Origin of the sequence: Imhoffiella purpurea (genome assembly GCF_000585215.1) — a bacterium.
GTDB lineage: Bacteria > Pseudomonadota > Gammaproteobacteria > Chromatiales > Chromatiaceae > Imhoffiella > Imhoffiella purpurea.
The window spans coordinates 40,249-62,817 of the sequence record NZ_AONC01000061.1 but is presented as its reverse complement, the minus strand read 5'-3'; the positions used below and the strand labels follow the sequence as shown (position 1 = coordinate 62,817).

The window sequence follows — 22,569 nt, the reverse complement described above, 5'->3', positions numbered from 1 at the left end:
AGTGTGGGGCCTCCCCATGCGAAAGTAGGTCACCGCCAGGGCTTTATCCCGAAACCCCTGACTCCCATAAGGAGCCAGGGGTTTCTTCTTTGTGCAAAGGAAAATGTTCACTACCTCTTGCGATGAATCCAACAAGAGCCGTTTGTTTTTGCCAACGGGAAGGATGGAATGGGTTTGGGATGAGCACACCTGACGGAGAGTTGCTCTCTCGTCAGGTGGCTTGTGGATAGTGGTGTAATTGATAAGGTTCGATGTACATCCTGACTAAACCTGTGTCAGGCGGCTTCCAACTGCAACCGAACCTTCTTCATCGCGTTTTTTTCGATCTGTCGGATTCTTTCGGCAGATACGCCAAATTGTTCTGCAAGCTCATGAAGGGTCTGTTTCTTCTCCGACAGCCAACGCTCATAGAGTATGGTCTTGCTGCGATCGTCTAGGCCAGCGAGTGCAGCATGCAGGCGTTCCTTTTGGTTTCGATCTGTGTCTTCGCGCTCCAGCAGTCGGGAGGGTTCCATCCGTACATCCGGGATGTACGTCGATGGGGCCGAGGGGGCATCGTCATCATCGTCTTCGAGACCATCGAACGACAGGTCCTGACTCGCCAGACGAGATTCCATCTGCATGACGATTTCGGGCTTCACCCCAAGGTCGGCAGCGACATCTTCGACCTCTTGCTTCGTGAACCAGCCAAGGCGTTTTTTCGAGCTTCTCAGGTTGAAGAAGAGCTTGCGCTGCGCCTTGGTCGTCGCCACTTTCACGATGCGCCAGTTGCGCAAAATGTACTCGTGAATTTCGGCGCGGATCCAGTGGACAGCAAACGAAACCAGCCTGACGCCCATGTCCGGCTCGAACCTGCGAACGGCCTTCATAAGTCCAACAGTGCCTTCCTGGATCAGATCGGGAAGAGGTAAGCCATACCCCATGTAGCCGCGGGCAATCCGGATGACGAATCTGAGATGCGACACCACCAGGCGTCTAGCTGCGGCCATGTCTCCATTGTCGCGGTGCAGGACGGCTAGGCTGTGTTCTTCCTCGGGGGTCAGGACAGGAATCTGGTAGGCGCTACTGATATAAGCTTCGATAGTGCCAGTTGGCATAATTGATAAGTCTTTGACCATGGGTTAATACCTGAGTGTTTGACTTGGAAAAAATCCTACCAACAAACTCGGCTATTTGCCAGCACTTTTGCAGTGGTTTTGGTGGCGAGTGATCGACGAATATGTACATTCGTTGAACTCTAGGTAATGAGCCGGATTTGTACAAGACGATCTAGGGGCAAATCGGAATCGTATGTTCCTATGGTTTCGATAGGTATGTCTGATCGATAAGATGTTTTTTTATATAGTATGCATGTAGATACCTATATCCATGCTATCCAGGGGTTGCCGCAAAATGTCGGTTTGATGAATTTCATAGGTTGCTCATAAATCTGTTCAATGCCGCGACGAGTCGGATCGTGAGAGGCGTCAAGAAAGCCCGTGTCGGTTCGATCAGGCCAGTTCAGTCCTGTGTCATGGACTGGGGCGAGGGTTCTTACTTGTAGTCGTTTTGGCCAGACCCCCTTAGGTTCTTGAGCAGCCGAATCAGCCCGAAATCCACGGCGCCGGTTGCGTCGACACCCTTGGCTCGTTGGTAGTCTCGGATCGCCGAGCGGGTGCGGGGGCCGATCAGACCGTCGATCGGGCCGGGGTCGAAGCCGAGCGCGTCCAGATGGACCTGGATCAGACGGACCAGCCGGTTGGTGAGCGGTGGGGCCTCGACCTCGGCGTATTCGCCGGACGGTTGCTCGACGCAGGGGCGCAGCCGGATTTGGTCGCTGGAATCGCGCGGACTGGTGAGGACGACGACCTGCTCGGGGTCGCATTCCTGAGATGTTGTCTGAGAATCTGGTTCCGGAGATTCGGTCCGCACAGCGGACCCTACAGCCAACGCTTCGGTAGGGTCCGCTGTGCGGACCGAATCGCTCGGGGGCTGCTTCTGCGGCTCGATGTCGGAATCTCCTTCTCCTTCGCGCGGTACGGCGGAACTCGGAATGGTCTCGGCGTCTCTCATGGGCTCGGTCGGAGCCGGCATCTGCGCGGGGTCATTCGGGACGACGGCTGATGGAGGCGAGACTTCGGCGATTTTCGGCGCCTCTCTGTTCAGACGGGGATCGCCGACGAGCAGTCCCATCAGCAGCAGTCCCGCGATTCCGAGCCAGAGCGATCCAGCGACCGGCCAGCGTCTCAGGCGACGCTCGGCGTTGGCGAGTGAATGGTTGGAGAGGGCCGCGAGCGTTTTCCGTCCCCCTAGCTCGATCCATGCTCGCGGACGCCGCCAGACATCCATGCCGGTCTGACCAAGCCGGCGCAGCCCGCCGATCGGCGCGGCGGCGAGCGCCAGCAGATCGCCGGGTGGGATGGTTCCGACCAGCCGTCCGAGCGAGCGTCGGACCACCTCCGGGCGCCAGCGTGCCGTGCCGGCGATCGCGGCGGCGATCGCGAGGCCCGTGCCGATCGTGGCGGCACCCGTCGTCCAGGCCGCCGGCTGACCCAGCACGAATGGGAAGGCGAGCAGCAGCAGGATCAGACCGCTCCAGCCCGCCAGCGGCCAGCCGTAGCCAGGCTCCGGGTGGCGTTCCATACGGGTGCTCGCCCAGACGAAGCGGGCCATCAGCAGGCTGGTCGCGACGGCCGAGACCGCGATGGCGCCCGCGATCCAGTGCCAGTCGGCCGTCGCGAGCAGCGGTTTGATGGCGTACTTGGCGGCCGCGCCGCTGGTGAAGGGAGCGCCGGCCAGTGCCAGGGCCAGAACGGCCAGTCCGCCGAGTACCAGCGGCTGGCCGATGGCGGACGCCTTGCGCAGCCCGACGCCGAGGAAGAGTCCGCCCTTCGCCAGGGCGTGCTGCGCGGCATAGAGGGTCAGCGCGGCGATGCCGAGCGAGGCCGTGTCGGGCGCGGCCAGGATGAGTCCGAGCAGCAGGATCATCAGGCCCATCTTGCTGATGCTGGAATAGGCCAGGATGACCTTGGGGTCGTGCTGCACCAGCCCGACCAGCAGTGACAGGGCGATGGTGACCAGGCCCGCGAGGGTCAGAACATCGCCCCAGAGCGGCAGCTCCGCCGCCCCGACCGGTAGGAACCTCAGCCATCCCAGCAGCGCGACCTTGATCATGGTCCCGCTCAGCACGGCGCTCGCCGCCGGCGGGGCGGCCGGATGGGCCAGCGGGAGCCAGACGTGCAGCGGGACCATCCCGGCCTTGACGCCCAGCCCCAGCAGGATCAGCGCGATGGCGGGATCGTCCAGCCCGGCGAGCTGCGCCCGGTTCGGCGTGAGCGTGCCGGACTGGACGGCGATCATGAGTAGCCCGGCGAGCAGGGTCACCTCGCCGGCGAGCGCCAGGATCAGATAGACGCGCCCGGCCCGCAGCGCCTTGGCGTCGCCCTCGTGGACGATGAGTCCGTAGGCCGCCAGCCCCATGAGGGCGAAACCGGCGTAGAAGCTGACCAGGTCCTGTCCGACGATCAGCCAGAGGTTTCCGGCCATCGCCAGCAGGAACATGAGGTTGAAACGCCCTGTGTCCGGCCTCCCGCGCAGACCGAAGGCGGCCTGGATGCCCGCCGCGAGCCAGACGATGGCGGTGAAGAGGAGGAATCCGCGCGCGAGCGCGTCCAGCCCCAGACTGGTCCCGAGCAGCAGCCAGGGCAGCTCCAGACGGCTGCCGAGCGGGAGCCAGAGGGCGGCGGCGAGGGCAGGCAGGGCGCCCACCGCGGGCAGCCACCAGAGCCGCCGCGCGCGCGCGCCGGCCGCGAGCAGGAGCGGCCAGACCCAGGCGCCGAGCAGCAGCCAGACGCTCATAGTCCGTACTCGCGGCGCGCGATCAGCTCGGTCCATTCGAGCGGGCTGAAGGGCGCCTCGGCCAGGAGACCGGCGATCAGACAGAGCCCCGCCGTGATGACCGGCGGCCACAGCAGGGTGCCCATGGTCTCCAGCCGGCCGGGCGGGATGTGCTCCTCCGGCCAGGCCTCGGGCGCCGGACGGAACCAGGCGCGATAGAGGATGGGCAGGAAATAGCCGGCGTTGAGCAGGGTGCTCAGACCCAGGACGACCAGGACCCACTCGGCCTCGGCCGTGACGGCGCCCAGGCCCAGATACCACTTGCTGACGAAGCCGGCGATGGGCGGCAGGCCGATCATGCCGAGCGCGCCGACGCTGAAGGCGAGCGTCGTCCAGGGCATGCGCCGGCCGACGCCGTCCATCTGGCTGACGCGATGGATGCCGAGGGTCTCGGCATAGTTGCCGGCGCAGAAGAAGAGCGTGATCTTCATGATGCCCTGGTGGACCAGGTGCACCACGCCGCCCACGGTCGCCACCGGTCCCAGGATGGAGGCGCCGAGGGCGATGTAGGAGACCTGGCTCACGGTGGAATAGGCCAACCGCTTCTTGAGCCCGTCCTGGGCCAGGGCCCGCAGCGATCCGTAGAGGATGGTGGCCGAGGCCAGTGCGCCGAGCAGCGTCAGCAGCCCCAGCGCGTCGGCGAGCTCGATCCCGTAGACGTCGTAGACCACCCGCAGGATCCCGAAGGCGCCGGCCTTCACCACCGCCACGGCGTGCAGCAGGGCGCTCACCGGGGCGGGCGCCACCATGGACTCCGGCAGCCAGCCGTGCAGCGGTACCAGCGCGGCCTTGACCCCGAGTCCGCCGAGCAGCAGCACGAAGATGGCGATCAGCGTTCCATGCTGCTCGGTCGGAACCGCCCCCAGCATGCCGCCCTGGGTGAAGGTGACCGGGCCGGCCAGCGCATGCAGCCAGACCGTTCCGGTCAGCAGCAGAACGCCCCCGCTCAGGGTGTAGATCAGATAGATCCGCGCCCCCCGGATGGATTCGGGCGTCCCGCGATGGGCCACCAGGGGGTAGGTCGTCAGGGTCAGGATCTCGTAGAAGACCAGGAAGGTGAAGAGATTGCCGGCCAGGGCGATGCCCACGGTCGAGGAGACGCAGAGGCTGAAGAAGCCGAAGAAACGGCTGCGGTTGGGCGTCTGCTCCAGATAGCCGATGGCATAGACGGTCGTGACCAGCCAGAGCAGGGTCGAGAGGGTGACGAAGAGCACCGAGAGTGCGTCCGCCTGCAGCACCAGGTCGAGCCCGGGGGCCAGGGTCAGCCGGCTCTCGTAGTTGTGGTCGTGATAGACGCCCCAGATCATGATGGCGACGAACAACAGCTTGACCAGGGCGCCGGAGAGGTTCAGCAGGATCCGCAGCCGGTGGCTTTCCTCCGCGACCAGAAAGATCAGGAGCCCGGGGACGAGCGAGCTGAAGACAATGGCGGCGGGCAGGAGGGTATCCAGGGTCATGTCCCGTCCTCGCCGCCGCCCAGCAGCGGCCAGAGCGGCGCCGCCGCCAGGCCCAGTCCGATCGCCGCGATCGCGGCCAGCAGGAGGGCGGGCAGCTCGGTGCGCGCGTCCGTGACGAACCCCGGCGGGGTCGGCTCCAGATTGAAGGCCCGGCTGAGTACGCGGAAGACGTAGGCCGCCGTCATCAGCGTGCCGGTCAGGATGACGAGTATCCAGCCCCATTGACCGCTGGCGAAGGCGCCGTTCAGGAGCAGCCACTTGCCGGTGAAGCTGCCGCTCGGGGGCAGTCCGATGAGGGCGATCCCGGCCAGTCCGAGGGTGAAGGTGGTGGCAGGAAGACGTTGGGCGGTGCCGCCCAGCTCGGCGATGCGATCGTGCCCTGAGCGCTTCTGGATCACGCCGACGGCGAGGAAGAGCGCCGATTTGGCGAAGCCGTGGGTCAGGATCATGAGCACCAGGGCGGCCAGCAGGTCGTCGCGCCCGGGACCCGGGGGCGTCGCCTGAAACAGGGGTGGAAAGAGGAAGAGATAGCCGATCTGGGCCACGGTCGAATAGGCCGCCAGCAGCTTCAGCCGCTCGGCGTGCAGCGCGCGCCAGGAGCCCCAGATCACGGCCGCCGCGCCGAGCCCGCCGAGCAGCATGGCCGCGCCCGTGGTGACCAGTGGGGCGAAGAGATCCAGCCAGAGCCGCAGGATCAGATAGACCGCGGCCTTGACCACCAGGGCCGAGAGCGCCGCGCTGACCGGGGCCGGGGCGCTCGCATGCGCCGGCGGCAGCCAGAAGTGCAGCGGGAACAGCGCCGCCTTCATCGTCAGGCCGCCGATCATGAGCGTCATGGCCGCGGCCGCCACCGGGCCGGGCTGCAGCGCCGCGGCGACCCGCGCCAGGTCCAGACTGCCGTGGGCGGTGTAGAGCAGCACGACGCCGAGCAGATAGCTGATCGACCCGAGCAGGCTGACCAGCAGATAGCGCAGACTGGCGGCGACGGCCGCCCGGTCTCCGCCCAGGGCGCCGAGCGCCACGGCCGAAAGGCCCAGCAGCTCGAGCGTGACATAGAGATTGAAGAGGTCGCCGGCCAGGAAGAGCCCGTTGAGCGCCGTCCAGAGCAGCAGCCAGAGCGGCCAGAAATGCATCGCCTGGCGTCCGTCGAAATAGGCGGCGGCATAGAGGCTGATCGCGAGCCCCACCAGCGCCGTCATGGCGAGCAGGGCGGCGGAGAGGCCGTCGGCCGCGAGCGCGATCCCCAGTGGGATGTCCCAGCCGCCCAGCGCGGTGCTCAGCTGCCCATGCTCCCAGACCTCCGTGATCACCATCAGTGCCGCCGCGGCGGTCGCGAGCGCGCCGAGCAGCCCGAGCAGGGTCGCCCGCGCCGGCCAGACCGTGGCCAGGAGCGCCGCGAGCAAGGGCAGGGCGACGGCGAGTGCGAGGCTATCCATCGGGATCCTCGTCGTCGAGCCGGCGGTCGAGCGCGAGCGCCAGCGCGGTGGCGCTCACGGCCACCACGATGCCGGTCAGGACCAGGGCGTGCGGCACGGGATCCGGCCGCAGCGCGCCGCGCTCGGAGATGGCGACCAGGATATGGAAGACACCGCTGCCCATGACGTTGAAGGCGATCAGCTTGCGCAGCAGCGGCTCATGAACCAGGAAGGACCAGAGACCCATCGCGAAGAGGAGGATGCCGGCCCCGCCGAAGAGGAGCTCGGTCATGGCGCGTCTCGCTCGTTGCCTGCCGGCCCGGGTGGTCCGCCGGGGTAGGCGGCGGCGAGGGTCATTCCGACCGCCAGTGTGGTCGCGGTCTCGATCAGCAGGATCAGCCACTTGGACCAGGACTCCGGGTAGGCAAGGAATCCCAGTCCGGCCGCCGCCGTCCCCAGACCGACCGCGAGGAAGGCGCCGATCCCGGCGATCGCGAGCCGGCGCTGCGCCCGCTCGGACGGCAGGCCGAGCCGTCGCTCGCCGGTCAGACGCAGGATCACGCCGGCCGCGCCGAGCAGGGCGCCGCCCTGGAAGGCCCCGCCGGGCCGCTCCGCGCCGGCCCAGAGCAGATAGCCGGCGGTCAGGATCAGCAGGGGGACCACCCATGCGACCATGGCGGTCAGGGCCAGCTCGGGCGGATGGAAGCCGGGCGAGACCCGGCCCAGGGACCAGATGCCGAGCAGCGCCGCGAGCAGGACGCCCAGCTCCAGCATGGTGTCGTAGCCGCGATAGCTCAGGAGTACGGCCGTCACCGGATTGCCGACCCCGGTGCGCGACAGCGACGTCTCGGCCAGATCGGCCAGACGCGCGCCGGACGGCTGGGTCAGTGCCTCGTGGAAGGCCCACAGTAGCACCAGCGCGAGCGGGGCGACCAGCAGGGCCACGACTAGACTCGGGGTTCGGTTCATGGCGGGTGCGCCTCGTCTGGCTCGGTCTCCTCGTCGCCTCGCCCCCGAGTCGCGCGATGGGCCGTCCGGCGTGCCGCCGCCAGCATGAGGGCGCCGCCGAAGCCGGCGCCGATCGCGGCCTCCGCCAGGGCGAGGTCCGGCGCCTGCAGCCGCGCCCAGACCAGGGACAGCCAGATGCCGAAGGCGATGAAGAGGGTCGCTGCGCGGCTCGGCTCCCGGCTGGTGAGCGCGGCCAGTGCCAGGCCCAAAAGGGTGGCCACCAGAATCAGATCGAACACCAGTATCAGGACCGCCATGGCCGCTAGAGCTCCTCGGCCTCGCCGAGCGCTGCGCGCTTGGCGATCAGATGGCTGGCCGTGGCGCTGGAGGCCAGTACCAGGACCCAGATCAGCAGCAGCTTCAATCCCTGAAAGACGTCCGACACCCAGGGCATCAGCCCCAGGATCACCAGGGCGAGCCCGAGGTTGTCGGCCTTGGTCAGGGCGTGCAGCCGGGTGAAGAGATCGGGCAGCCGCAACAGCCCCAGGGTGCCGACCAGGAAGAAGCCCGTGCCGAGCGCGACGAGCGTGCCCGAGAGGATCTGGATCGCGAGGCTCATTCGGGCGCGTCTCCATGGATCCGCCGTCGGGTGAAGGCGATGCCGGACACCGCGGCGAGCAGGGCGAAGATCAGGGCCACGTCCGTCAGCGCCGGCGCGGCCAGGACCTGGGCGAGCAGCAGCAGGATGGCGATGCCGGTGGTTCCGAGCAGCTGCACGCCCATCACCCGGTTGCCCGGCGTCGGTCCGAGGATGAGCCGCGCCAGGCCCGTGGCCATCGAGATCAGGAGCAGCAGGGCGGCCGCGAGAAGGAATTCAGCCATGAGTCGGATCCGGCAGGCGCTCGCCGAACAGCGCGGCGATCCGCCGCTCGAGCGCGGCCAGCTCGGGTGCCAGGCTGGAGTCGGCGTCGATGGCGTGGATGCGCAGCCGATCCCCGTCGAGATCGGCGCTCAGGGAGCCGGGCAGCAGGCTGATGCTGTCGAGAAAGAGCACCCGGGCGGCCGGTTTCGACAGCCGCGTCCGGTAGATCTGGAAGCCGGGCGCGATCGGCATCCTCGGGTGCAGGATGCGTCCGGCCACGTCGATACCGCCGCGGACCGATTGCCATAGAAAGTAGGGCAGAAAGGCCATCAGCCCCCGGGGACTCAGTCCACGCCGCCTCGGGGGAGCGAGCCGGAGGCTGGCCCAGGTCGCAAGCAGAACGCTCGGGATGCCCAGTATCCAGGATTCGGGGGCCGGTCCGGCGAGCAGGATCCAGCCCAGAGCGAGCAGCGTGGTTCTGCCTGCATAGTGGATCCATCGTTCAAGGGTGGGATTCGGTTCCATATCGGCCTTTGATGATCCCGCGTCTGTTCATGTTCATCTTGGTCGCGAGGCGATAGCGGAGTTCCGATCCGCATCGCCGATAGGCTAAAGCAAATTGTGCGCCAAAAGATGGAACTCATAGGGTTGCGGTGTCGATCGCGGGCCATGCCCTCTGGGTTTGGGCGAAATAGCCCGGCTCGCGGTTGAAAACAACCATTCCCGGCGGCTTGCTCGGCGTACCGGGTCGAGGGGGGCTGGAGGTGTACCCTCAGCATCGCTCTCAGCGTCGCGGAAGGGGGGGCGCTCGATGCCTTGCTCAATCAGGCCGACCGGATGCTCTATCGCGCCAAGGGCGAGGGCCGCAATCGTGCCGTTCTGCGCAGAGGAAACCTCGTCTGCCGGTCTCGTCGAGCCAATGGATGCGGCCGACCGGCGGAGCTGGCATTCCCGCGATCTGTGTTGCCGACGGTTTTCTGAGTAAAATACTGAGCATTCAGCGGCGGACCCGATCCGGTCGGTTCCGCCCATCGACGAGGCAGGAGGATTCAGTGGCAATTCGCATCAAGAGTCATTGGAAGGACGAGGCGCGCGATCGCTCGCTTCCCGAAGTCGCCAGTGCCTTGGCCTTCATCGCCTGGCGCGTTGCACTCGACAAGGCCATCAATCTGCATTGCGAGCGCTTCGTCTACCGCGACGACGCCCAGCGGCTCGGCGTCATTCAGGAATATCTGGCCTTTCTCATCCAGGTCGCGGACCGGCTCTCGCACGGGATGATCGACGACGATGAACGTCGAACCCTTGTCACCGAGTTCGCCAAGAAGGTCTTCGCCCACGTCCAGGACAACACCCAGGACCTGCTGGGGCCGGGCGACTACGGCTCGCCCTTCATCGCCCTGCTCAACGAGCGCTCGGGCGAGTATGCCGAGTACAGCTTCGCCGACGACGGCCCCAGCTACGCCATGCTGCGGCACCTGGGGTTCGAGATCCAGACGCTCATGGGCGGCGGGCAGGAGAACCGCTGGGTGATCGATCAGGTGATGGACAAGGACGGCTGGGATGCCTACAAATCCTTCGCCAAGGCCTTTCGCGATCTCTTCGAGTGAGGCCGCGTCAGGGCAGCCGGCAGGGGCCTGCGCCTCGTGTCGGGGCGAGCGATTCGGTCGGTCTATAGGGCGAAAACCCTCTCTCGGATCGCTTCCGAGGGCCGAGAATGCACCCAGATTTTGATCTGGAGGGGTGAAAGTGTGATGAATGTGCGTTAAATGACACTTGCGGTCTTGCTTTTCGGACGTTCGATCGCCATGATCTGCGCACCGTCGCGCGTCTCGTACCGCGTCCCCCCCCGCCCCAGAGATACCCCGAGCGACGGAATCACTCATAGAGGCCGTTGCCCTCTTATCAGTTCCACTCGGTATTCGGTATGCGTCACTGAAAGGCGTGAGAATTGGCCGAGTCTTTGGAGAAGGTCAAGTATGCCCATCAAGATAGGCGGCGATACGCTCGCGTTGGATGCAGATATTCGCCGGCAGATCGAGCTCGAGGTCAAGAAGCTCGCCGATCGCTTTCCAGACGAACAGCTCGACGCCCACGTCACGATTCAGGAAGAATTCGATCCGATGCACGGCCATCGCGTTCGCTGCGAATTGAGCGCAAGGCTCTGCTCCGGCCGCCAGGTGGTGGTCCGAGACGCCCGCAAGAAAGCCTCCGAGGCCATCCAGGAGGTTTTCACCGCCGCGCGCCGCAGCGTGCGCCGACTGCGTCGCCAAAACGTCGTCAACCTGGCCGCGACGCCCTCGAAGATGCCCCAGATGGCTCAGGTCGGCCGCTGACCGGCGATACAGGGGGATGTTCAGATTCTGTCTTGACTGAATCCGTTCGGCACCAATCTAGTGGTCCACCGGTATCATCGTCCATCGATTCATTCCAATCATCGATGAGGAGTGTTCCATGAAGGTTGCAGTCATCGGCGGTACAGGCTTCGTCGGTCTATACGTCACGCGCCAACTGCTCGCCGAGGGCCATATGCCCAGGCTGCTGGTGCGCCCCGGCAGCGAAACCAAGATCGAGAATCCCTCGGCCTGCGAGATCGTGCATGGCGAGGTCGGCGACAAGGTGGCGCTCGAGCAATGTCTGACCGGCGCCGATGCAGTCATCTATCTCATCGGCATTCTGCGCGAATTTCCCGCGCGCGGCATCACCTTCGAGGCGCTGCAGTACCAGGGCGTGGTGGATACCATCGCGGCTGCGAAGGCCACGGGCGTGAGCCGTTTCCTGCTCATGACGGCCAACGGGGTCCGGGCCGAGGGCACGCCCTATCAGCGCACCAAATACCAGGCCGAGATCGCCCTCAAGGGTTCGGGCCTGAACTGGACCATCTTCCGTCCCTCGGTGATCTTCGGCGATCCGCAGGGACGCATGGAGTTCTGCTCTCAGCTCAAGAAGGACATCATCGACAGCCCTCTGCCGGCACCGCTCTTCTACGCGGGCATGCTGCCGCTCAAGGCGGGCGAGTTCGAGCTGGCGCCCGTCTCGGTGACGGACGTCGCCAAGGCCTTCGTGCTGGCTCTGAGCGAGTCGCGCACCCAGTCTCAGACCTACGGTCTATGCGGCCCCCAGCGTCTGAGCTGGAAGGCCATCCTGGGCGTCATCGCCGCGGCCTCGGGCAAGACCAAGATGATGCTGCCGGCGCCGGCCACGGCGATCCAGGCCGCCGCCAGTCTGCTCGACCGCTACGCCTGGTTCCCCATCTCGCGCGATCAGCTGCAGATGCTGATGGAAGGCAATGTCTGCCCGGAGAACGACAGCTTCGCCCGGCTCGGCCTGACGCCGACCCATTTCGGGGTGGACCAGCTCGACTATCTCTGAGCGTCCGCACGCTCGGACGGCGAGCCGAGATCGCGAATAGACTCGCGCTCGGCCGCTCCGTCACAGCTTGAGCCCGAGGATCAGGTCCATCACGTTGGTCCCGGTCGGGCCGGTGCGGATCAGGTCTCCGCTGGCCTCCAGCAGCGATCCGGAATCCGCACCGGCGAGACAGGACTCGGGCTCGAATCCGGCGTCGGCGGCGCGCTCCAGGGTCCAGCCGTCGACCAGGGCGCCCGCGTCCTCGGTGGGGCCGTCGGTGCCGTCGGTTCCGGCGCCGAGCATCAGGGCGTCGGGATGTCCGGCGAGCTCGATCGCCGCCGCCAATGCCAGGTGCTGGTTGCGTCCTCCGCGCCCTGGCCGATGCGGAAGCTCGACGGTCGTCTCGCCACCCCAGATGTGCAGACCCGGTTCGGAATCGATGAGGGTGCGGGCCAGCTCGCGGCCTCGCGTTGCCGCCTGGCCCTGGATCGGTTCGGGATGGAGATGGACGCTCAGGCCGGACCGGCGCGCGTGCTCGGCGATCGCGTCTATGGCGGTCTCCAGGTCGGCGATCAGCTCGATCTCCGGTCCCCGGACGGACATCTCTCCGCGCTCGGCCAGTCCTTGCCGCACCCGCTCCAGCAGCCAGTCGGGCAGGGGCAGCTTCATGACCCGGACCGCCAGATCGGGTTCCGGGGTCAGCGGTCCGGAACCGATGACGCCCGCGACATTCCCCGGTACGTCCGAGATGGCGAGCGCGCGCAGCGACCGCTCGGGGATGACATCCAGGAGTCCGCCGCCCTTGATCCGGGAGATGGACTTGCGGACCAGATTGATCTGTTCGATCGCCAGCCCGCTCCCCAGCAGCCAGGCATTGATGCGGCGCAGCTCGGTCAGGTCGATTCCGCGGATCGGTGCCTCGATCAGGCTGGAGGCGCCGCCCGACAGGAGGACGATGACCGTCGCTCCGCTCGGGATGTCGCTCAGTGCGGCGATCAGCTGCTCGCCCGCTTCCAGGCTGCTCGCGTCCGGCAACGGATGAGCGCCGAAGAGACAGCGGATGCCCGCGGCCGCCAGCGCCTTTTCGTCGGCATGCCCGGGCTTGGTGACGACCAGACCTCCGAGACAGGATCCCGAGTGGGCCGCGGCAGCGCCGAGCGCCATGGCCGATGCCGCCTTGCCGATCGCGCAGATCCAGGTCGGACCCTCAATGGCTTGGTGGCGCGAGAGGGCGCGGCGAGTGTTCTCGCGCCCGTCGACCGCTGCGATTGCGGTGGCGTAGAGCGCGAGCAGTCCCCGGCGGGCGGCCGCTAGACTATCCGATGGGAATATTGCGCCTGGAGCAGCCGATAGGTCTTGAATGATATTGACCGATTTCAATGTCTTATTGACGCGTCTCGATCAGTATGAACGACCGCTGTGTGAATGGTTTCCTCACCTCGGCCTTATCGTCTTCCCAACCTTCGCCAAGGCGAATGGACAGCGCCAACGGGCGTTCTTCGGAATCCGAGAGCATCCATGCTGAACCTCTGCCCGAAATGCAACCACTCGCTCTGGCCCTTCGTCGTGATCTCGCTCATCACGATCCTCATCGGGTTCCTGACCTGGCTGATGCTGGGCCTGTCGCCCCTCGGGCCGCTGGCTCGGCTGGGAATCGCCTCGGCCATGTTCCTGGTGGTCGGGGGGACCCTGCTGCACTACGTCCTGAGCTGTCTGCGGCGGCACTGCCGTCATCAGCATGATGCCACAGCCAGGCGGCGCGAGGTATTGGGTTGAATGTCGAGCGCAGGCGGGCGAGCACGCGCACTCAGGCCGCGCGGGTGACCTTGTCCCTCAGGTAGACGGGCATGGCCCGATCGGCGGGGACATGGCGTCCCTCGGCATAATCGGCCGCGGCCAGGATGGCGATGTCCCGCGCCTCGCAGACGGCCTCCGGACTCATGCCCGAGAGCGCCTCGCCCAGACGTCCGGTCAGCAGGCTTCGATAGGCCGACCAGCCCGGCCCGACGCCATGCCAGCCGCAGCCCTGCGGACTCGAGACCGAGTCGGGCGGGCAGACGCGCTCTTCGCAGCAGTATGCGGCCAGATCCTGCCCGTCGATCTCGAAGCATCCCCAATAGACCTCCTCCATGCGTGCGTCTAGCGCCACGAGCAGGCGTCTGTCGCCCGTGCGTCTGAACTGACCCTGGGCCATGGCGGCGAGCGTCGAGACGGGAACCACGGGAATCTCGGCGCCGAAGGCGGCGCCCTGGATGACGGCGGTGGCGATGCGGACGCCGGTGAACGAGCCCGGACCGCATCCGAAGGCCATGGCGTCCAGGTCGGTGACGGCCAGCCCGGCCTCTGCGAGCAGATCCTGCATCATCGGCAGGATGAGCTCGCCGTGGCGGCGGGGGGCATGTTCGAGACGTTGTTCGAGACGCTCGTCGAGGAGCAGGGCGGCGGAACAGGTTTCGCTGGAGGTATCGATCGCGAGCAGCTTCATTGGGTTCTGGGTACTGGGTCAGACGGGTGTGAGGTCGAGCGGCTGGAAGCCGTAGGCCCCCATTCTATATCCGGCGTCCTCCAATTCGTGGATGAAGGGATAGGGGGGCTGCAGAACCCAGCCATGGAAGGTGGATTCCAGCGTTCCCTCGACCTGGCGTGGCGGTCTGTCCTCCGAGATCTCGACCAGGAAGAGACGGATGCGGCCGAGCATGCGGAACGGATCCTCCAGCTGGGTCTGCACCGCCCAGCCTTCCAGACCGTCGAGGAAATACTCGCTTCGGATCGTCGATTCCTTCATTTGGGCGGCCAGTCCGAACAGCAGCAGGCGTTTGTATTCCAGCTGGTGGTCGAAGCCATTCCCGATGGAGACCGAATCCTCGTCCGTCCAGACGCCATGGGTCCGTCGCGTGGAGAGGTAGTAATAGCTCTCGTGCAGATCGCGCCAGGTGCCTGATGGCGGCGGAACCTTCCATAGCGCGCTGTAGCGGATCTGGCGCGAGGCGAAGCGGAAGAGATTGCGCGCCATCCAGTCGCGCTTGCGCCGCTGCCGGGTGGTGAGCGTGCAGTGCTGTTGGTCCAGTTGCCGCAGCGCCAGGTCCAGATTCACGAACATGAGCCGGTAGAGACGCTGCTCCAGGGTGATGCCGTTCGCCGATTGGGTCGATTCGCCATCCTCGGCGTAGGGTTTGGGGAGTCCGGCACAGGTCTTGAGAACCGGGACCTTGAGCGCGGACAGCACCGAGATGCGCCGATTGGCGGTCAGGTCCGACTTGCGCAGATTTTCGAGCGCCATCATCAGCGCCGGCCCGGCCTGACGGACGCCGCCGTCGCGCAGGCCGGTCAGCCATTCGCTGAGTTTGTCCAGATTGCCCTCGAAGCGCGGCCGGGTGCATTCCCGCAGCGTCAGGGGCGACGGCAGTGATGGGGCATCGAAGCTCGTCATCGAGCGTCCTCCATTCGACGTTCACCGACGGACCGCCCCCTGCTCCAGGAGCCAGGAGGTCGATGTCCGTCGGCCGCTTGCGATCGGTCCAGAGTCTTTGGCTCGAATCCTAACACCCTGGGGTAGGCCCCAGGATGTCGAGTGGTTCGCAGTTTCGGGATCCGTCACGGGCCGATCGAATGCCTGGACAGCGTGCGATCGGCTTTCCGCCGATCGACGCGATTGGCCGATCAGCCGAAGGTTTCGAGGATCCTTCGGGTCTCGGCGGCCGAGATGCGCGGCCCGAGCGAGGTGACCAGCTTGGCCGAGGCGGCCGAGGCCAGATCCCCCGCGCGCCGATAGCTCCAGCCCTGGCTCAGTCCGTAGAGGAAGGCCCCGGAGAACATGTCGCCCGCGCCGAGCGTGTCGACTGCCTCGACCTTGATCGGATCGATCTCGATCAGTGCGCTGCCGTCCCAGACCAGGGCGCCCTGCGGCCCCCGGGTGATGGCGAAGGTCTTGGCGATGGTCTTGAGATAGTCCACCGCCTGATGCAGATCCTCCGAGCCGGCCATGCCCATGGCCTCGAACTCGTTGGCGAAGAGCAGGTCCACGCCCGAACCGATCATCTCCTGCAGCCCCGGCTTGAAGAACTTCACCATGTTCGGGTCGGAGAGCGAGATGGCGGTCTTGACGCCGGACGCGTCGGCGAGGCGCTTGGCCTCGATCGTGGCGTGACGCGCCGTGTCCGAGGTGACCAGATAGCCCTCGGTGTAGAACCAGTCCGAGTCGGTCAGTGCCTCCTCGACCAGTTCCTTGGTGGAGAGGTTGCCGCTGACCCCGAGGAAGGTGCACATGGTGCGGTCGCTGTCCGGGGTGACCAGCACCACGCAGCGCCCGGTGTCGCCCTGGACCTTCTCGGTGTGGTGGTTGGTGTCGACGCCGCCGTCGAGCAGATCCTTCATGTAGAAGTGGCCGAGCTCGTCGTCGGCGACCTTGCAGGAGTAGTAGCCTCTGCCGCCGAACTGGCTGAAGGCGATGATGGAGTTGGCCGCCGATCCGCCGGATCCGCGCTGATGATTCCGGTCCTTCAAGTGGGTCATGATACTGGTCTGCTGATGCTCGTCGACCAGTGTCATCACGCCCTTGTCGATGCCGAGGATGCCCAGGTCCTCATGCTCCACCTCGTATTCCATGTCGACCAGCGCGTTGCCGATCCCGTAGATCTGATATTTCGCCATGCGAGCTCCTGTCGTCCGTTCGTGAAAGCCGCCCATTGTACAGGTCCGAGCAGCGCAGATCCGGGACGTCTCCGGAATCGAGCGACCCAGCGGCTTGGGAACAGGCATGGAATATGAGAGTATGTAAGCATATTCAACGATATGCATCCGGGGCGGTGTCCCTCCGAATCCCGGGCGCATCCGGTACGCAGGCGATTGCGATTCCGTTCGCGTCGGCCATCAACCCGTTCCGCATCCAGTAGGATTCATGACCAGTCATTCGATCCAGCAGCCCCGGTTCCGGGTGCTGGGTGCCATCAGCTTTTCGCATCTGCTCAACGACACCATGCAGTCGCTGATGGTCGCCATCTATCCGCTCTTCAAGTCCGGGTTGCATCTGAGCTTCGCCCAGATCGGTCTCATCACCCTGGCCTTCCAGTTCACCTCCTCGCTGCTGCAGCCTCTGGTCGGGGCCTATACCGACCGGCGACCTCAGCCATTCTCGCTCGCCGCCGGCATGGGCTGCACGCTCGCCGGTCTGCTGGCGCTCTCCATCGCCGACAGCTTTCCCATGGTGCTGATGGCGGCCGCCATGGTCGGAACCGGATCGGCCGTCTTCCACCCCGAGGCGTCGCGGGTGGCCCGCATGGCCTCGGGCGGACGCTATGGGTTGGCCCAATCCATCTTTCAGGTCGGCGGCAACGCCGGCGCGGCGATCGGACCTTTGCTCGCGGCCTTGGTCGTCCTGCCGCACGGTCAAGGCAGCCTCGCCTTCATGTCACTGATCGCGCTGGTTGCCATGCTGGTGCTGATCGGCGTTGGGCTCTGGTATCGCCACCAGCAACGCCAGCCGCGACCGGTGTCTAAGTCGACCCATGACCCCCTACCCAAGGGCAAGGTACGGACCACGCTCGGGGTGCTGCTGGCGCTCATGTTCTCCAAGTTCTTCTACTCGGCCAGTCTGAGCAGCTTCCTCATCTTCTATTTGATGGAGCATTACGGTATCGGCGTGCGCGATGCCCAATTCCATCTCTTCCTCTATCTCTTCGCCATTGCTGCGGGAACCCTGTTGGGCGGACCCATCGGAGATCGCATTGGCCGACGACAGGTCATCTGGGCATCCATCCTCGGCGTTGCGCCCTTCACCCTGATGCTGCCCTATGTGGGACTGGGAACCTCGGCGGTCCTGGTGATGATCATCGGCTTCATGCTCGCCTCCGCCTTTCCGGCGATGGTGGTCTACGCGCAGGAACTCATTCCTGGCCGCGTCGGTGCCATCTCGGGGCTCTTCTTCGGGCTCGCCTTCGGCCTGGCCGGTGTTGGAGCCAGTGTCCTGGGCCTGGTCGCCGACCACTGGGGCATCGAGACCGTCTACCAGATCTGCGCCTTTTTGCCCTTGATCGGTCTGCTGGCGGTCTTCCTGCCGGATCTGCGCCTGAACCGAGAGCCGATGGTCATGCCCGAGCCGGCACGGGTCTGAGGGGCGGGAGACGGATTTCCTCTCCGTCGTTTCCAGAGGAGATCGTCCGTTCTCCTCGAACCCTCCTGCCAGCCGGAGTGGAAACCAGTTTTCGGATAAGTGGGCGCGCTGTTCTCGACGTGGCCGTTGAAGATGTCGATGATGAATTCGAGGTCGCTTGAAGGCAGAGGTGAAACGTTTACGGATGCTCCGATCCATCCCCTATAAGCTCATGATGAATCCTGGCGAAGGCGTTTGCCTTGGGGAGCGAACTCGGACGGCGAGGCTCTGCCGGTGATGCCAGGGACATCGAAGCCCGGATCCTCCGCCCGTCACGGGGAGTCGGCGTCGCTGCCGGTCGAGCGTCTCCGATCCAGACTGCTGGCCAAATACGGTGCCCGCATCACCGCAAGCCAGACCCAGCCGGCCATCGAGGCGAGCTGGAACGATCTGCCGCCGGATCTGGCGCCCGCCCTGGGCTCGGCGCTGCGCGCGCGCGGCCTGGAACGGCTCTACAGCCACCAGCGCGCGGCCTGGGATCTGGCCCGGTCGGGCCGACATCTGGTGGTGGCGACCCCGACCGCCTCGGGCAAGACGCTCTGCTACAATCTGCCGGTCTTGCAGTCGGTGCTGACCGAGGGACGGAAGGCGCTCTATATCTTCCCGACCAAGGCCCTGGCCCAGGATCAGGTGGCGGAGCTCATGGAACTCGGCCGGGCGCTGACCGAGGCGGGCGGGGAGGGCATCCGGGCCTTCACCTTCGACGGCGATACGCCGGGCGACGCGCGCAAGGCGGTGCGCACCCGGGGCGACATCGTGGTCAGCAATCCGGACATGCTGCACCAGGCGATCCTGCCGCATCACACCAAGTGGGCCCAGTTCTTCGAGGGGCTGGCCTACGTGGTGGTCGACGAACTGCACAGCTATCGCGGCGTCTTCGGCTCGCACGTGGCCAACGTCTTCCGGCGCCTGCGGCGTATCTGCCGCTTCTACGGGGTCGAGCCGACCTTCATCTTCGCCTCGGCGACCATCGCCAATCCGGCCGAGCTGGCCGGGCGTCTCTGCGGCGCGCCGGTCCAGGCGATCCTGGAGAGCGGCGCGCCCCAGGGCGAGCGGCATCTGCTGCTGTGGAATCCGCCGGTGATCAATCCCGACCTGGGCATCCGCGCCTCGGCGCGCTCCCAGTCGACCCGCATCGCCCGCATGGCGGCCAAGCTGGGGCTCAAGGCGATCGTCTTCGCCCGCTCGCGGCTCATGGTCGAGGTCGTCACCAAATATTTGAAGGACGTCTTCGACCGCGATCCGCGCAACCCGCCGCGCGTGCTGGCCTATCGCGGGGGCTATCTGCCGAGCGAGCGCCGGCGCGGCGAGCAGGCGATGCGCGCCGGCAAGGTGGATCTGGTGGTGGCAACCTCGGCCTTGGAGCTGGGTGTGGACATCGGCGCCCTGGACGTGGCCATCCTCAACGGCTATCCGGGCACGGTGGCTGCGACCTGGCAGCGGCTTGGGCGTGCCGGGCGGCGTCTGCGGCCCTCGCTCGGGGTGCTGGTCGCGAGCAGCGATCCGCTCGACCAGTATCTGGTCCGCCATCCCGAATTCCTCTTCGGCGCCTCGCCCGAGCAGGCCCGCATCCATCCGGATCAGCTGCTGATCCTGCTCGACCACGTGCGCTGCGCGGCCTTCGAGCTGCCCTTTCGCGACGGCGAGCGCTTCGGCGAGGAGGATCTGGGCGAGATGCTCGCCTATCTGCGCGACGAGGGTCTGGTCCAGCATCAGGGCGCGCGCTGGTACTGGGTGGCCGACAGCTATCCGGCCAACGCCGTCTCGCTGCGCTCGGTGGCCGAGGGCAATTTCCTCGTCATCGATACGACCGAAGGCGCCCAGACCATCATCGCCGAGGTCGACTACGGAAGCGCCCCGGGCACGCTCTACGAAGGGGCCATCTACATGGTCCAGTCCCAGCCCTATCAGGTGGAGCGGCTCGACTGGGTCGGGCGCAAGGCCTTCGTCACCCGCACCCGCGCCGACTATTACACCGACGCCATCGACTACACCCGGCTCAAGATCCTCGACCGCTTCGAGGGACGCGAGCAGGGCAGGGGCGCCGTGGCCAACGGCGAGGTGCATCTGGTGCGGCGCTATCCGGGCTACAAGAAGATTCGCTACTACAGCCACGACAACGTGGGTTATGGCAAGATCGCGCTCCCGGATCAGGAGATGCACACCACCTCGGTCTGGTGGCAGGCGGATCCCGCGGTGCTGGAGGCGGTCCTGCCCGACCGCCAGCGGGCCATTGAGGGCTTTCTCGGCGCGGCCTATGCGCTGCATCATGTCGCCGCCCTGCGGGTCATGGCCGAGCTGCGCGATCTGGGACGCGCGGTCGGCGATGCCCAGGGGACCTGGTTCGCGGTGGTCGGCGGGGACGGACGCGGCCAGATGCGGGGTCCGGACAACGAACCCCTGGAGGCCGAGGGCGCCGGTCGCTTCGAGCCCACCCTCTTTCTGTACGACAACTATCCGGGCGGCGTCGGGCTCTCCGCGCCGCTCTACGACGACGCCCGGCGGCTGCTGGGCGATGCCCGCGATCTGGTGGCGGGCTGTGCCTGTCAGGGCGGCTGTCCGGCCTGTGTCGGCCCCATCCTGGCGGGCGACGAACATCTTGCATCGACGCCGCGCCAGACGGCGCTGGCGGTTCTGGAGTTATTGACATGAAGCCATCCGTCATCGCCCTGCTGGCGATCGGTCTCGTCGGGTCCGGCGTCTCGGGGGGGCTGCTCGCCACCCAGTACCGACCCGTGCTGGAAGGGGACGCGGGGATCTGGTGGACGCCCGAGTCGAGCCCACTCACACTCGATCAGACCGCGGACGACTTCCGTCTCTACATCGACAAGGAGTCGCTGCAGGCGCATTTGGTGCGCGGCTCGCTGACCGGGCTGGGGCGCGAGGGTCTGGCCTTCAGTGTCGAGCCCAAGGATGTGGCGGTTCGGATCAACAACTGGAATTCGGTCAAGGCCGCCTTCCTGGAGGCATCGCTCTATCCGGCCTTCGGGCTCGGGGCCTCGCTGAGCTGTCTGCTGATCGGCATCGTCGCCGCCTTCCAGCGTCCGGCGCCGGTGTTGCAGGGACAGGCGAGCAGACGGCGCTGAGGCCGTCCATGGCCGACCGGTCGCTGAGTGGTCGTCTGGGGCGTCTGCGCGGACGGACTGGAGCCGCCGGGCCGAGTGCCGAGACAGGGGTGGCGGATTCCGACGCCAAGGTGAGGGCTGGCACCATGGTGAAGGCATCCTTCGCCGACCGGGTGCAGCGGCTGATGGGGGGACCGGCGGTTCGTCCGAGGCGCGAGCCGGACGAATCGGCGCTGTCCGAGGCGCTGGGTGCGGAGCGGATCGCCCCTGGTGTCCTGGTGCTCGACCGGACCCTGGACGCCCGGATCCGGCATGGCGCTCTGCCCCTGTCCCGTTTCGTCCCAGATGCCGATCCCGGTCCCCGCCAGCCGCTGGCCGAGATGAGCTTGCGCCCGGACGTCTCGGATGGCGAGGACCTGAGATCGCCTGCCGTCTTTCTCGATACCGAGACCAGCGGTCTCGCCGGCGGCACCGGCACCTGGGCCTTCCTGACCGGCGTGCTGCGGGTCGAGGGCGATGGCTGGAGGCTGAGCCAGTATCTGCTCGCCCGGCTCGACGCCGAGCCCGCCTATCTGGAGGCGGTCCGACAGGCGCTGGCCGGTGCCGGAACCCTGGTCACCTACAACGGCCGCGCCTTCGACGCGCCCCTGCTGAGCACCCGTTTCCGTCTGGCCGGTCTGTCGGATCCGCTGCGCGATCTGCACCATCTGGATCTTCTGGGGCCGGCGCGCCGGGCCTTCGGTCGGGTCTGGCCCGATTGCCGGCTGGCGACGGCCGAGTCGCGTCTGCTGCGATTCGTCCGCGAGGGCGACCTGCCGGGCTCCGAGGCGCCGGCGGCCTGGCTCGGCTGGCTGAGGAACGGCGATCCCGGTCCCTTGGGCGGGGTGCTGAGGCACAACCGCTGGGACCTGCTGTCCCTGGCCGGTCTGATGCCGGCCCTGGCCCGGAGCTTCGAGAACCCGGAATCCATGGGCGCCGATATCCATGCCGTCGCCTCCTTCCATCAGTCGCGGGGACGCGAGGACGTGGCCTGGCGTCTGCTCGAATCCGGCCGCGCCCGTCTCGGGGCTCAGGCCCTGCTGGATCTGGCGCGTCTCCATCGGCGCCGGGGCGGCTGGGCCTCGGCGCGCGCCATCTGGGAATCCCTCGTCCATGGGGGCGACGAACGGGCGCGGCTCGCGCTGGCCAAGTACCATGAGCACCGGACGCGGGATCTGACGCTGGCCCTGGAGCTGGCGCGCGGGCTTCCGTCGGGTCCGGATCGCGAGCGGCGCTGCGAGCGTCTGCGGGGCAAATTGGCTGGAGTGGGTGTGAATGCGGATGGAGACATCGAATTGGACGGGCGAATGGGGCTGGACTGAAGGGTCGGGTCCGACTCGCTGGGCGGCTTGGCGAATCGCGGCGCTGTCCGGCGTCCTGGCTGCGGTTTTGGCCGGATGCGGAGGATCTG

Annotated in this window: 22 protein-coding genes; 8 read left to right on the top strand and 14 right to left on the bottom strand. The window is 66.5% G+C overall.

Annotated elements, in window-relative coordinates; genetic code table 11:
• Positions 1 to 275 precede the first annotated feature (275 nt).
• From rpoH to D779_RS17370, 10 genes are all read right to left on the bottom strand, one after another.
• Complete coding sequence (gene rpoH, locus D779_RS17415) at positions 276 to 1,118, bottom strand: RNA polymerase sigma factor RpoH (protein ID WP_043756491.1); 843 nt, start codon at positions 1,116 to 1,118, stop codon at positions 276 to 278.
• Positions 1,119 to 1,533: 415 nt separating this feature from the next.
• Entirely contained in the window at positions 1,534 to 3,837 is a 2,304-nt protein-coding gene (locus tag D779_RS17410) for a proton-conducting transporter transmembrane domain-containing protein (protein ID WP_043756489.1), read from the bottom strand.
• The gene (locus tag D779_RS17405; RefSeq protein ID WP_043756487.1) at positions 3,834 to 5,333 is read right to left on the bottom strand and encodes a complex I subunit 5 family protein; all 1,500 of its coding nucleotides are present in this window, start codon (positions 5,331 to 5,333) and stop codon (positions 3,834 to 3,836) included. Before D779_RS17405 ends, D779_RS17410 begins: the two co-directional genes overlap by 4 nt.
• The gene (locus D779_RS17400) at positions 5,330 to 6,769 is read right to left on the bottom strand and encodes a complex I subunit 5 family protein (RefSeq protein ID WP_043756485.1); all 1,440 of its coding nucleotides are present in this window, start codon (positions 6,767 to 6,769) and stop codon (positions 5,330 to 5,332) included. The genes D779_RS17405 and D779_RS17400 overlap by 4 nt, the downstream gene beginning before the upstream one ends.
• Positions 6,762 to 7,040 carry an NADH-quinone oxidoreductase subunit K gene (locus tag D779_RS17395; RefSeq protein ID WP_043756483.1) on the bottom strand — a complete coding sequence of 93 codons (279 nt, stop codon included), beginning with the start codon at positions 7,038 to 7,040 and terminating at the stop codon, positions 6,762 to 6,764. The genes D779_RS17400 and D779_RS17395 overlap by 8 nt, the downstream gene beginning before the upstream one ends.
• The gene (locus D779_RS17390) at positions 7,037 to 7,717 is read right to left on the bottom strand and encodes a Na(+)/H(+) antiporter subunit B (protein ID WP_043756481.1); all 681 of its coding nucleotides are present in this window, start codon (positions 7,715 to 7,717) and stop codon (positions 7,037 to 7,039) included. Before D779_RS17390 ends, D779_RS17395 begins: the two co-directional genes overlap by 4 nt.
• On the bottom strand, positions 7,714 to 8,013 hold the full coding sequence (locus tag D779_RS17385; RefSeq protein ID WP_043756478.1) for a DUF4040 domain-containing protein: 300 nt from the start codon (positions 8,011 to 8,013) through the stop codon (positions 7,714 to 7,716). Before D779_RS17385 ends, D779_RS17390 begins: the two co-directional genes overlap by 4 nt.
• A 5-nt stretch (positions 8,014 to 8,018) precedes the next feature.
• The gene (locus D779_RS17380; protein WP_043756476.1) at positions 8,019 to 8,315 is read right to left on the bottom strand and encodes a cation:proton antiporter; all 297 of its coding nucleotides are present in this window, start codon (positions 8,313 to 8,315) and stop codon (positions 8,019 to 8,021) included.
• A complete protein-coding gene (locus tag D779_RS17375; RefSeq protein ID WP_043756474.1) occupies positions 8,312 to 8,578 on the bottom strand; it encodes a monovalent cation/H+ antiporter complex subunit F in 267 nt (88 codons plus the stop codon). Before D779_RS17375 ends, D779_RS17380 begins: the two co-directional genes overlap by 4 nt.
• Entirely contained in the window at positions 8,571 to 9,083 is a 513-nt protein-coding gene (locus D779_RS17370) for a Na+/H+ antiporter subunit E (protein ID WP_081763575.1), read from the bottom strand. Before D779_RS17370 ends, D779_RS17375 begins: the two co-directional genes overlap by 8 nt.
• Positions 9,084 to 9,610: 527 nt before the next feature.
• On the opposite strand from D779_RS17370, the gene D779_RS17365 reads away from it, so the two are divergent.
• The 3 genes from D779_RS17365 to D779_RS17355 all read left to right on the top strand — a co-directional run bounded on the left by D779_RS17365 (position 9,611) and on the right by D779_RS17355 (position 11,927).
• Positions 9,611 to 10,165, top strand: coding sequence for a hypothetical protein (locus D779_RS17365; RefSeq protein ID WP_043756472.1), 555 nt, complete (start codon positions 9,611 to 9,613; stop codon positions 10,163 to 10,165).
• 369 nt (positions 10,166 to 10,534) lie between these two features.
• Positions 10,535 to 10,891: an HPF/RaiA family ribosome-associated protein gene (locus D779_RS17360; protein WP_043756470.1), complete on the top strand. Its 357-nt coding sequence runs from the start codon at positions 10,535 to 10,537 to the stop codon at positions 10,889 to 10,891.
• A 118-nt stretch (positions 10,892 to 11,009) separates the two neighbouring features.
• Positions 11,010 to 11,927: an SDR family oxidoreductase gene (locus D779_RS17355; protein WP_043756468.1), complete on the top strand. Its 918-nt coding sequence runs from the start codon at positions 11,010 to 11,012 to the stop codon at positions 11,925 to 11,927.
• Positions 11,928 to 11,987: 60 nt separating this feature from the next.
• Here the strand turns inward: D779_RS17355 and D779_RS17350 are convergent, their stop codons facing one another.
• Entirely contained in the window at positions 11,988 to 13,286 is a 1,299-nt protein-coding gene (locus D779_RS17350; RefSeq protein ID WP_332307778.1) for a glycerate kinase type-2 family protein, read from the bottom strand.
• A 138-nt stretch (positions 13,287 to 13,424) separates the two neighbouring features.
• On the opposite strand from D779_RS17350, the gene D779_RS17345 reads away from it, so the two are divergent.
• Positions 13,425 to 13,682 (top strand): hypothetical protein, encoded by a 258-nt coding sequence (locus D779_RS17345; protein ID WP_043756466.1) that lies wholly within the window; start codon positions 13,425 to 13,427, stop codon positions 13,680 to 13,682.
• A 31-nt stretch (positions 13,683 to 13,713) separates the two neighbouring features.
• On the opposite strand, the gene tsaB is transcribed toward D779_RS17345, so the two are convergent.
• From tsaB to D779_RS17330, 3 genes are all read right to left on the bottom strand, one after another.
• Positions 13,714 to 14,391: a tRNA (adenosine(37)-N6)-threonylcarbamoyltransferase complex dimerization subunit type 1 TsaB gene (tsaB, locus tag D779_RS17340; RefSeq protein WP_043756463.1), complete on the bottom strand. Its 678-nt coding sequence runs from the start codon at positions 14,389 to 14,391 to the stop codon at positions 13,714 to 13,716.
• A gap of 18 nt (positions 14,392 to 14,409) precedes the next feature.
• On the bottom strand, positions 14,410 to 15,336 hold the full coding sequence (locus tag D779_RS17335; protein ID WP_043756461.1) for a hypothetical protein: 927 nt from the start codon (positions 15,334 to 15,336) through the stop codon (positions 14,410 to 14,412).
• A 230-nt stretch (positions 15,337 to 15,566) separates the two neighbouring features.
• Positions 15,567 to 16,556: an adenosine kinase gene (locus D779_RS17330; protein ID WP_043756459.1), complete on the bottom strand. Its 990-nt coding sequence runs from the start codon at positions 16,554 to 16,556 to the stop codon at positions 15,567 to 15,569.
• A 247-nt stretch (positions 16,557 to 16,803) separates the two neighbouring features.
• Between D779_RS17330 and D779_RS17325 the strand changes: the two genes are divergently transcribed.
• From D779_RS17325 to D779_RS17310, 4 genes are all read left to right on the top strand, one after another.
• On the top strand, positions 16,804 to 18,015 hold the full coding sequence (locus tag D779_RS17325) for an MFS transporter (RefSeq protein WP_043756457.1): 1,212 nt from the start codon (positions 16,804 to 16,806) through the stop codon (positions 18,013 to 18,015).
• A 276-nt stretch (positions 18,016 to 18,291) separates the two neighbouring features.
• Complete coding sequence (locus D779_RS17320) at positions 18,292 to 20,706, top strand: DEAD/DEAH box helicase (RefSeq protein WP_052348230.1); 2,415 nt, start codon at positions 18,292 to 18,294, stop codon at positions 20,704 to 20,706.
• Positions 20,703 to 21,140, top strand: a complete 438-nt coding sequence (locus tag D779_RS17315; protein WP_043756455.1) for a hypothetical protein — start codon at positions 20,703 to 20,705, stop codon at positions 21,138 to 21,140. The genes D779_RS17320 and D779_RS17315 overlap by 4 nt, the downstream gene beginning before the upstream one ends.
• 8 nt (positions 21,141 to 21,148) lie before the next feature.
• Entirely contained in the window at positions 21,149 to 22,480 is a 1,332-nt protein-coding gene (locus D779_RS17310) for a ribonuclease H-like domain-containing protein (RefSeq protein WP_094300805.1), read from the top strand.
• The last annotated feature ends 89 nt before the right edge of the window (positions 22,481 to 22,569 follow it).

Excerpts from the sequence above, each read along its gene's own strand:
- rpoH (WP_043756491.1), bottom strand. The coding sequence starts at position 1,118 with ATGGTCAAAGACTTATCAATTATGCCAACTGGCACTATCGAAGCTTAT.
- D779_RS17410 (WP_043756489.1), bottom strand. The coding sequence starts at position 3,837 with ATGAGCGTCTGGCTGCTGCTCGGCGCCTGGGTCTGGCCGCTCCTGCTC.
- D779_RS17405 (WP_043756487.1), bottom strand. The coding sequence starts at position 5,333 with ATGACCCTGGATACCCTCCTGCCCGCCGCCATTGTCTTCAGCTCGCTC.
- D779_RS17400 (WP_043756485.1), bottom strand. The coding sequence starts at position 6,769 with ATGGATAGCCTCGCACTCGCCGTCGCCCTGCCCTTGCTCGCGGCGCTC.
- D779_RS17395 (WP_043756483.1), bottom strand. The coding sequence starts at position 7,040 with ATGACCGAGCTCCTCTTCGGCGGGGCCGGCATCCTCCTCTTCGCGATG.
- D779_RS17390 (WP_043756481.1), bottom strand. The coding sequence starts at position 7,717 with ATGAACCGAACCCCGAGTCTAGTCGTGGCCCTGCTGGTCGCCCCGCTC.
- D779_RS17385 (WP_043756478.1), bottom strand. The coding sequence starts at position 8,013 with ATGGCGGTCCTGATACTGGTGTTCGATCTGATTCTGGTGGCCACCCTT.
- D779_RS17380 (WP_043756476.1), bottom strand. The coding sequence starts at position 8,315 with ATGAGCCTCGCGATCCAGATCCTCTCGGGCACGCTCGTCGCGCTCGGC.
- D779_RS17375 (WP_043756474.1), bottom strand. The coding sequence starts at position 8,578 with ATGGCTGAATTCCTTCTCGCGGCCGCCCTGCTGCTCCTGATCTCGATG.
- D779_RS17370 (WP_081763575.1), bottom strand. The coding sequence starts at position 9,083 with ATGGAACCGAATCCCACCCTTGAACGATGGATCCACTATGCAGGCAGA.
- D779_RS17360 (WP_043756470.1), top strand. The coding sequence starts at position 10,535 with ATGCCCATCAAGATAGGCGGCGATACGCTCGCGTTGGATGCAGATATT.
- D779_RS17355 (WP_043756468.1), top strand. The coding sequence starts at position 11,010 with ATGAAGGTTGCAGTCATCGGCGGTACAGGCTTCGTCGGTCTATACGTC.
- D779_RS17345 (WP_043756466.1), top strand. The coding sequence starts at position 13,425 with ATGCTGAACCTCTGCCCGAAATGCAACCACTCGCTCTGGCCCTTCGTC.
- tsaB (WP_043756463.1), bottom strand. The coding sequence starts at position 14,391 with ATGAAGCTGCTCGCGATCGATACCTCCAGCGAAACCTGTTCCGCCGCC.
- D779_RS17335 (WP_043756461.1), bottom strand. The coding sequence starts at position 15,336 with ATGACGAGCTTCGATGCCCCATCACTGCCGTCGCCCCTGACGCTGCGG.
- D779_RS17330 (WP_043756459.1), bottom strand. The coding sequence starts at position 16,556 with ATGGCGAAATATCAGATCTACGGGATCGGCAACGCGCTGGTCGACATG.
- D779_RS17325 (WP_043756457.1), top strand. The coding sequence starts at position 16,804 with ATGACCAGTCATTCGATCCAGCAGCCCCGGTTCCGGGTGCTGGGTGCC.
- D779_RS17320 (WP_052348230.1), top strand. The coding sequence starts at position 18,292 with ATGCCAGGGACATCGAAGCCCGGATCCTCCGCCCGTCACGGGGAGTCG.
- D779_RS17315 (WP_043756455.1), top strand. The coding sequence starts at position 20,703 with ATGAAGCCATCCGTCATCGCCCTGCTGGCGATCGGTCTCGTCGGGTCC.
- D779_RS17310 (WP_094300805.1), top strand. The coding sequence starts at position 21,149 with ATGGCCGACCGGTCGCTGAGTGGTCGTCTGGGGCGTCTGCGCGGACGG.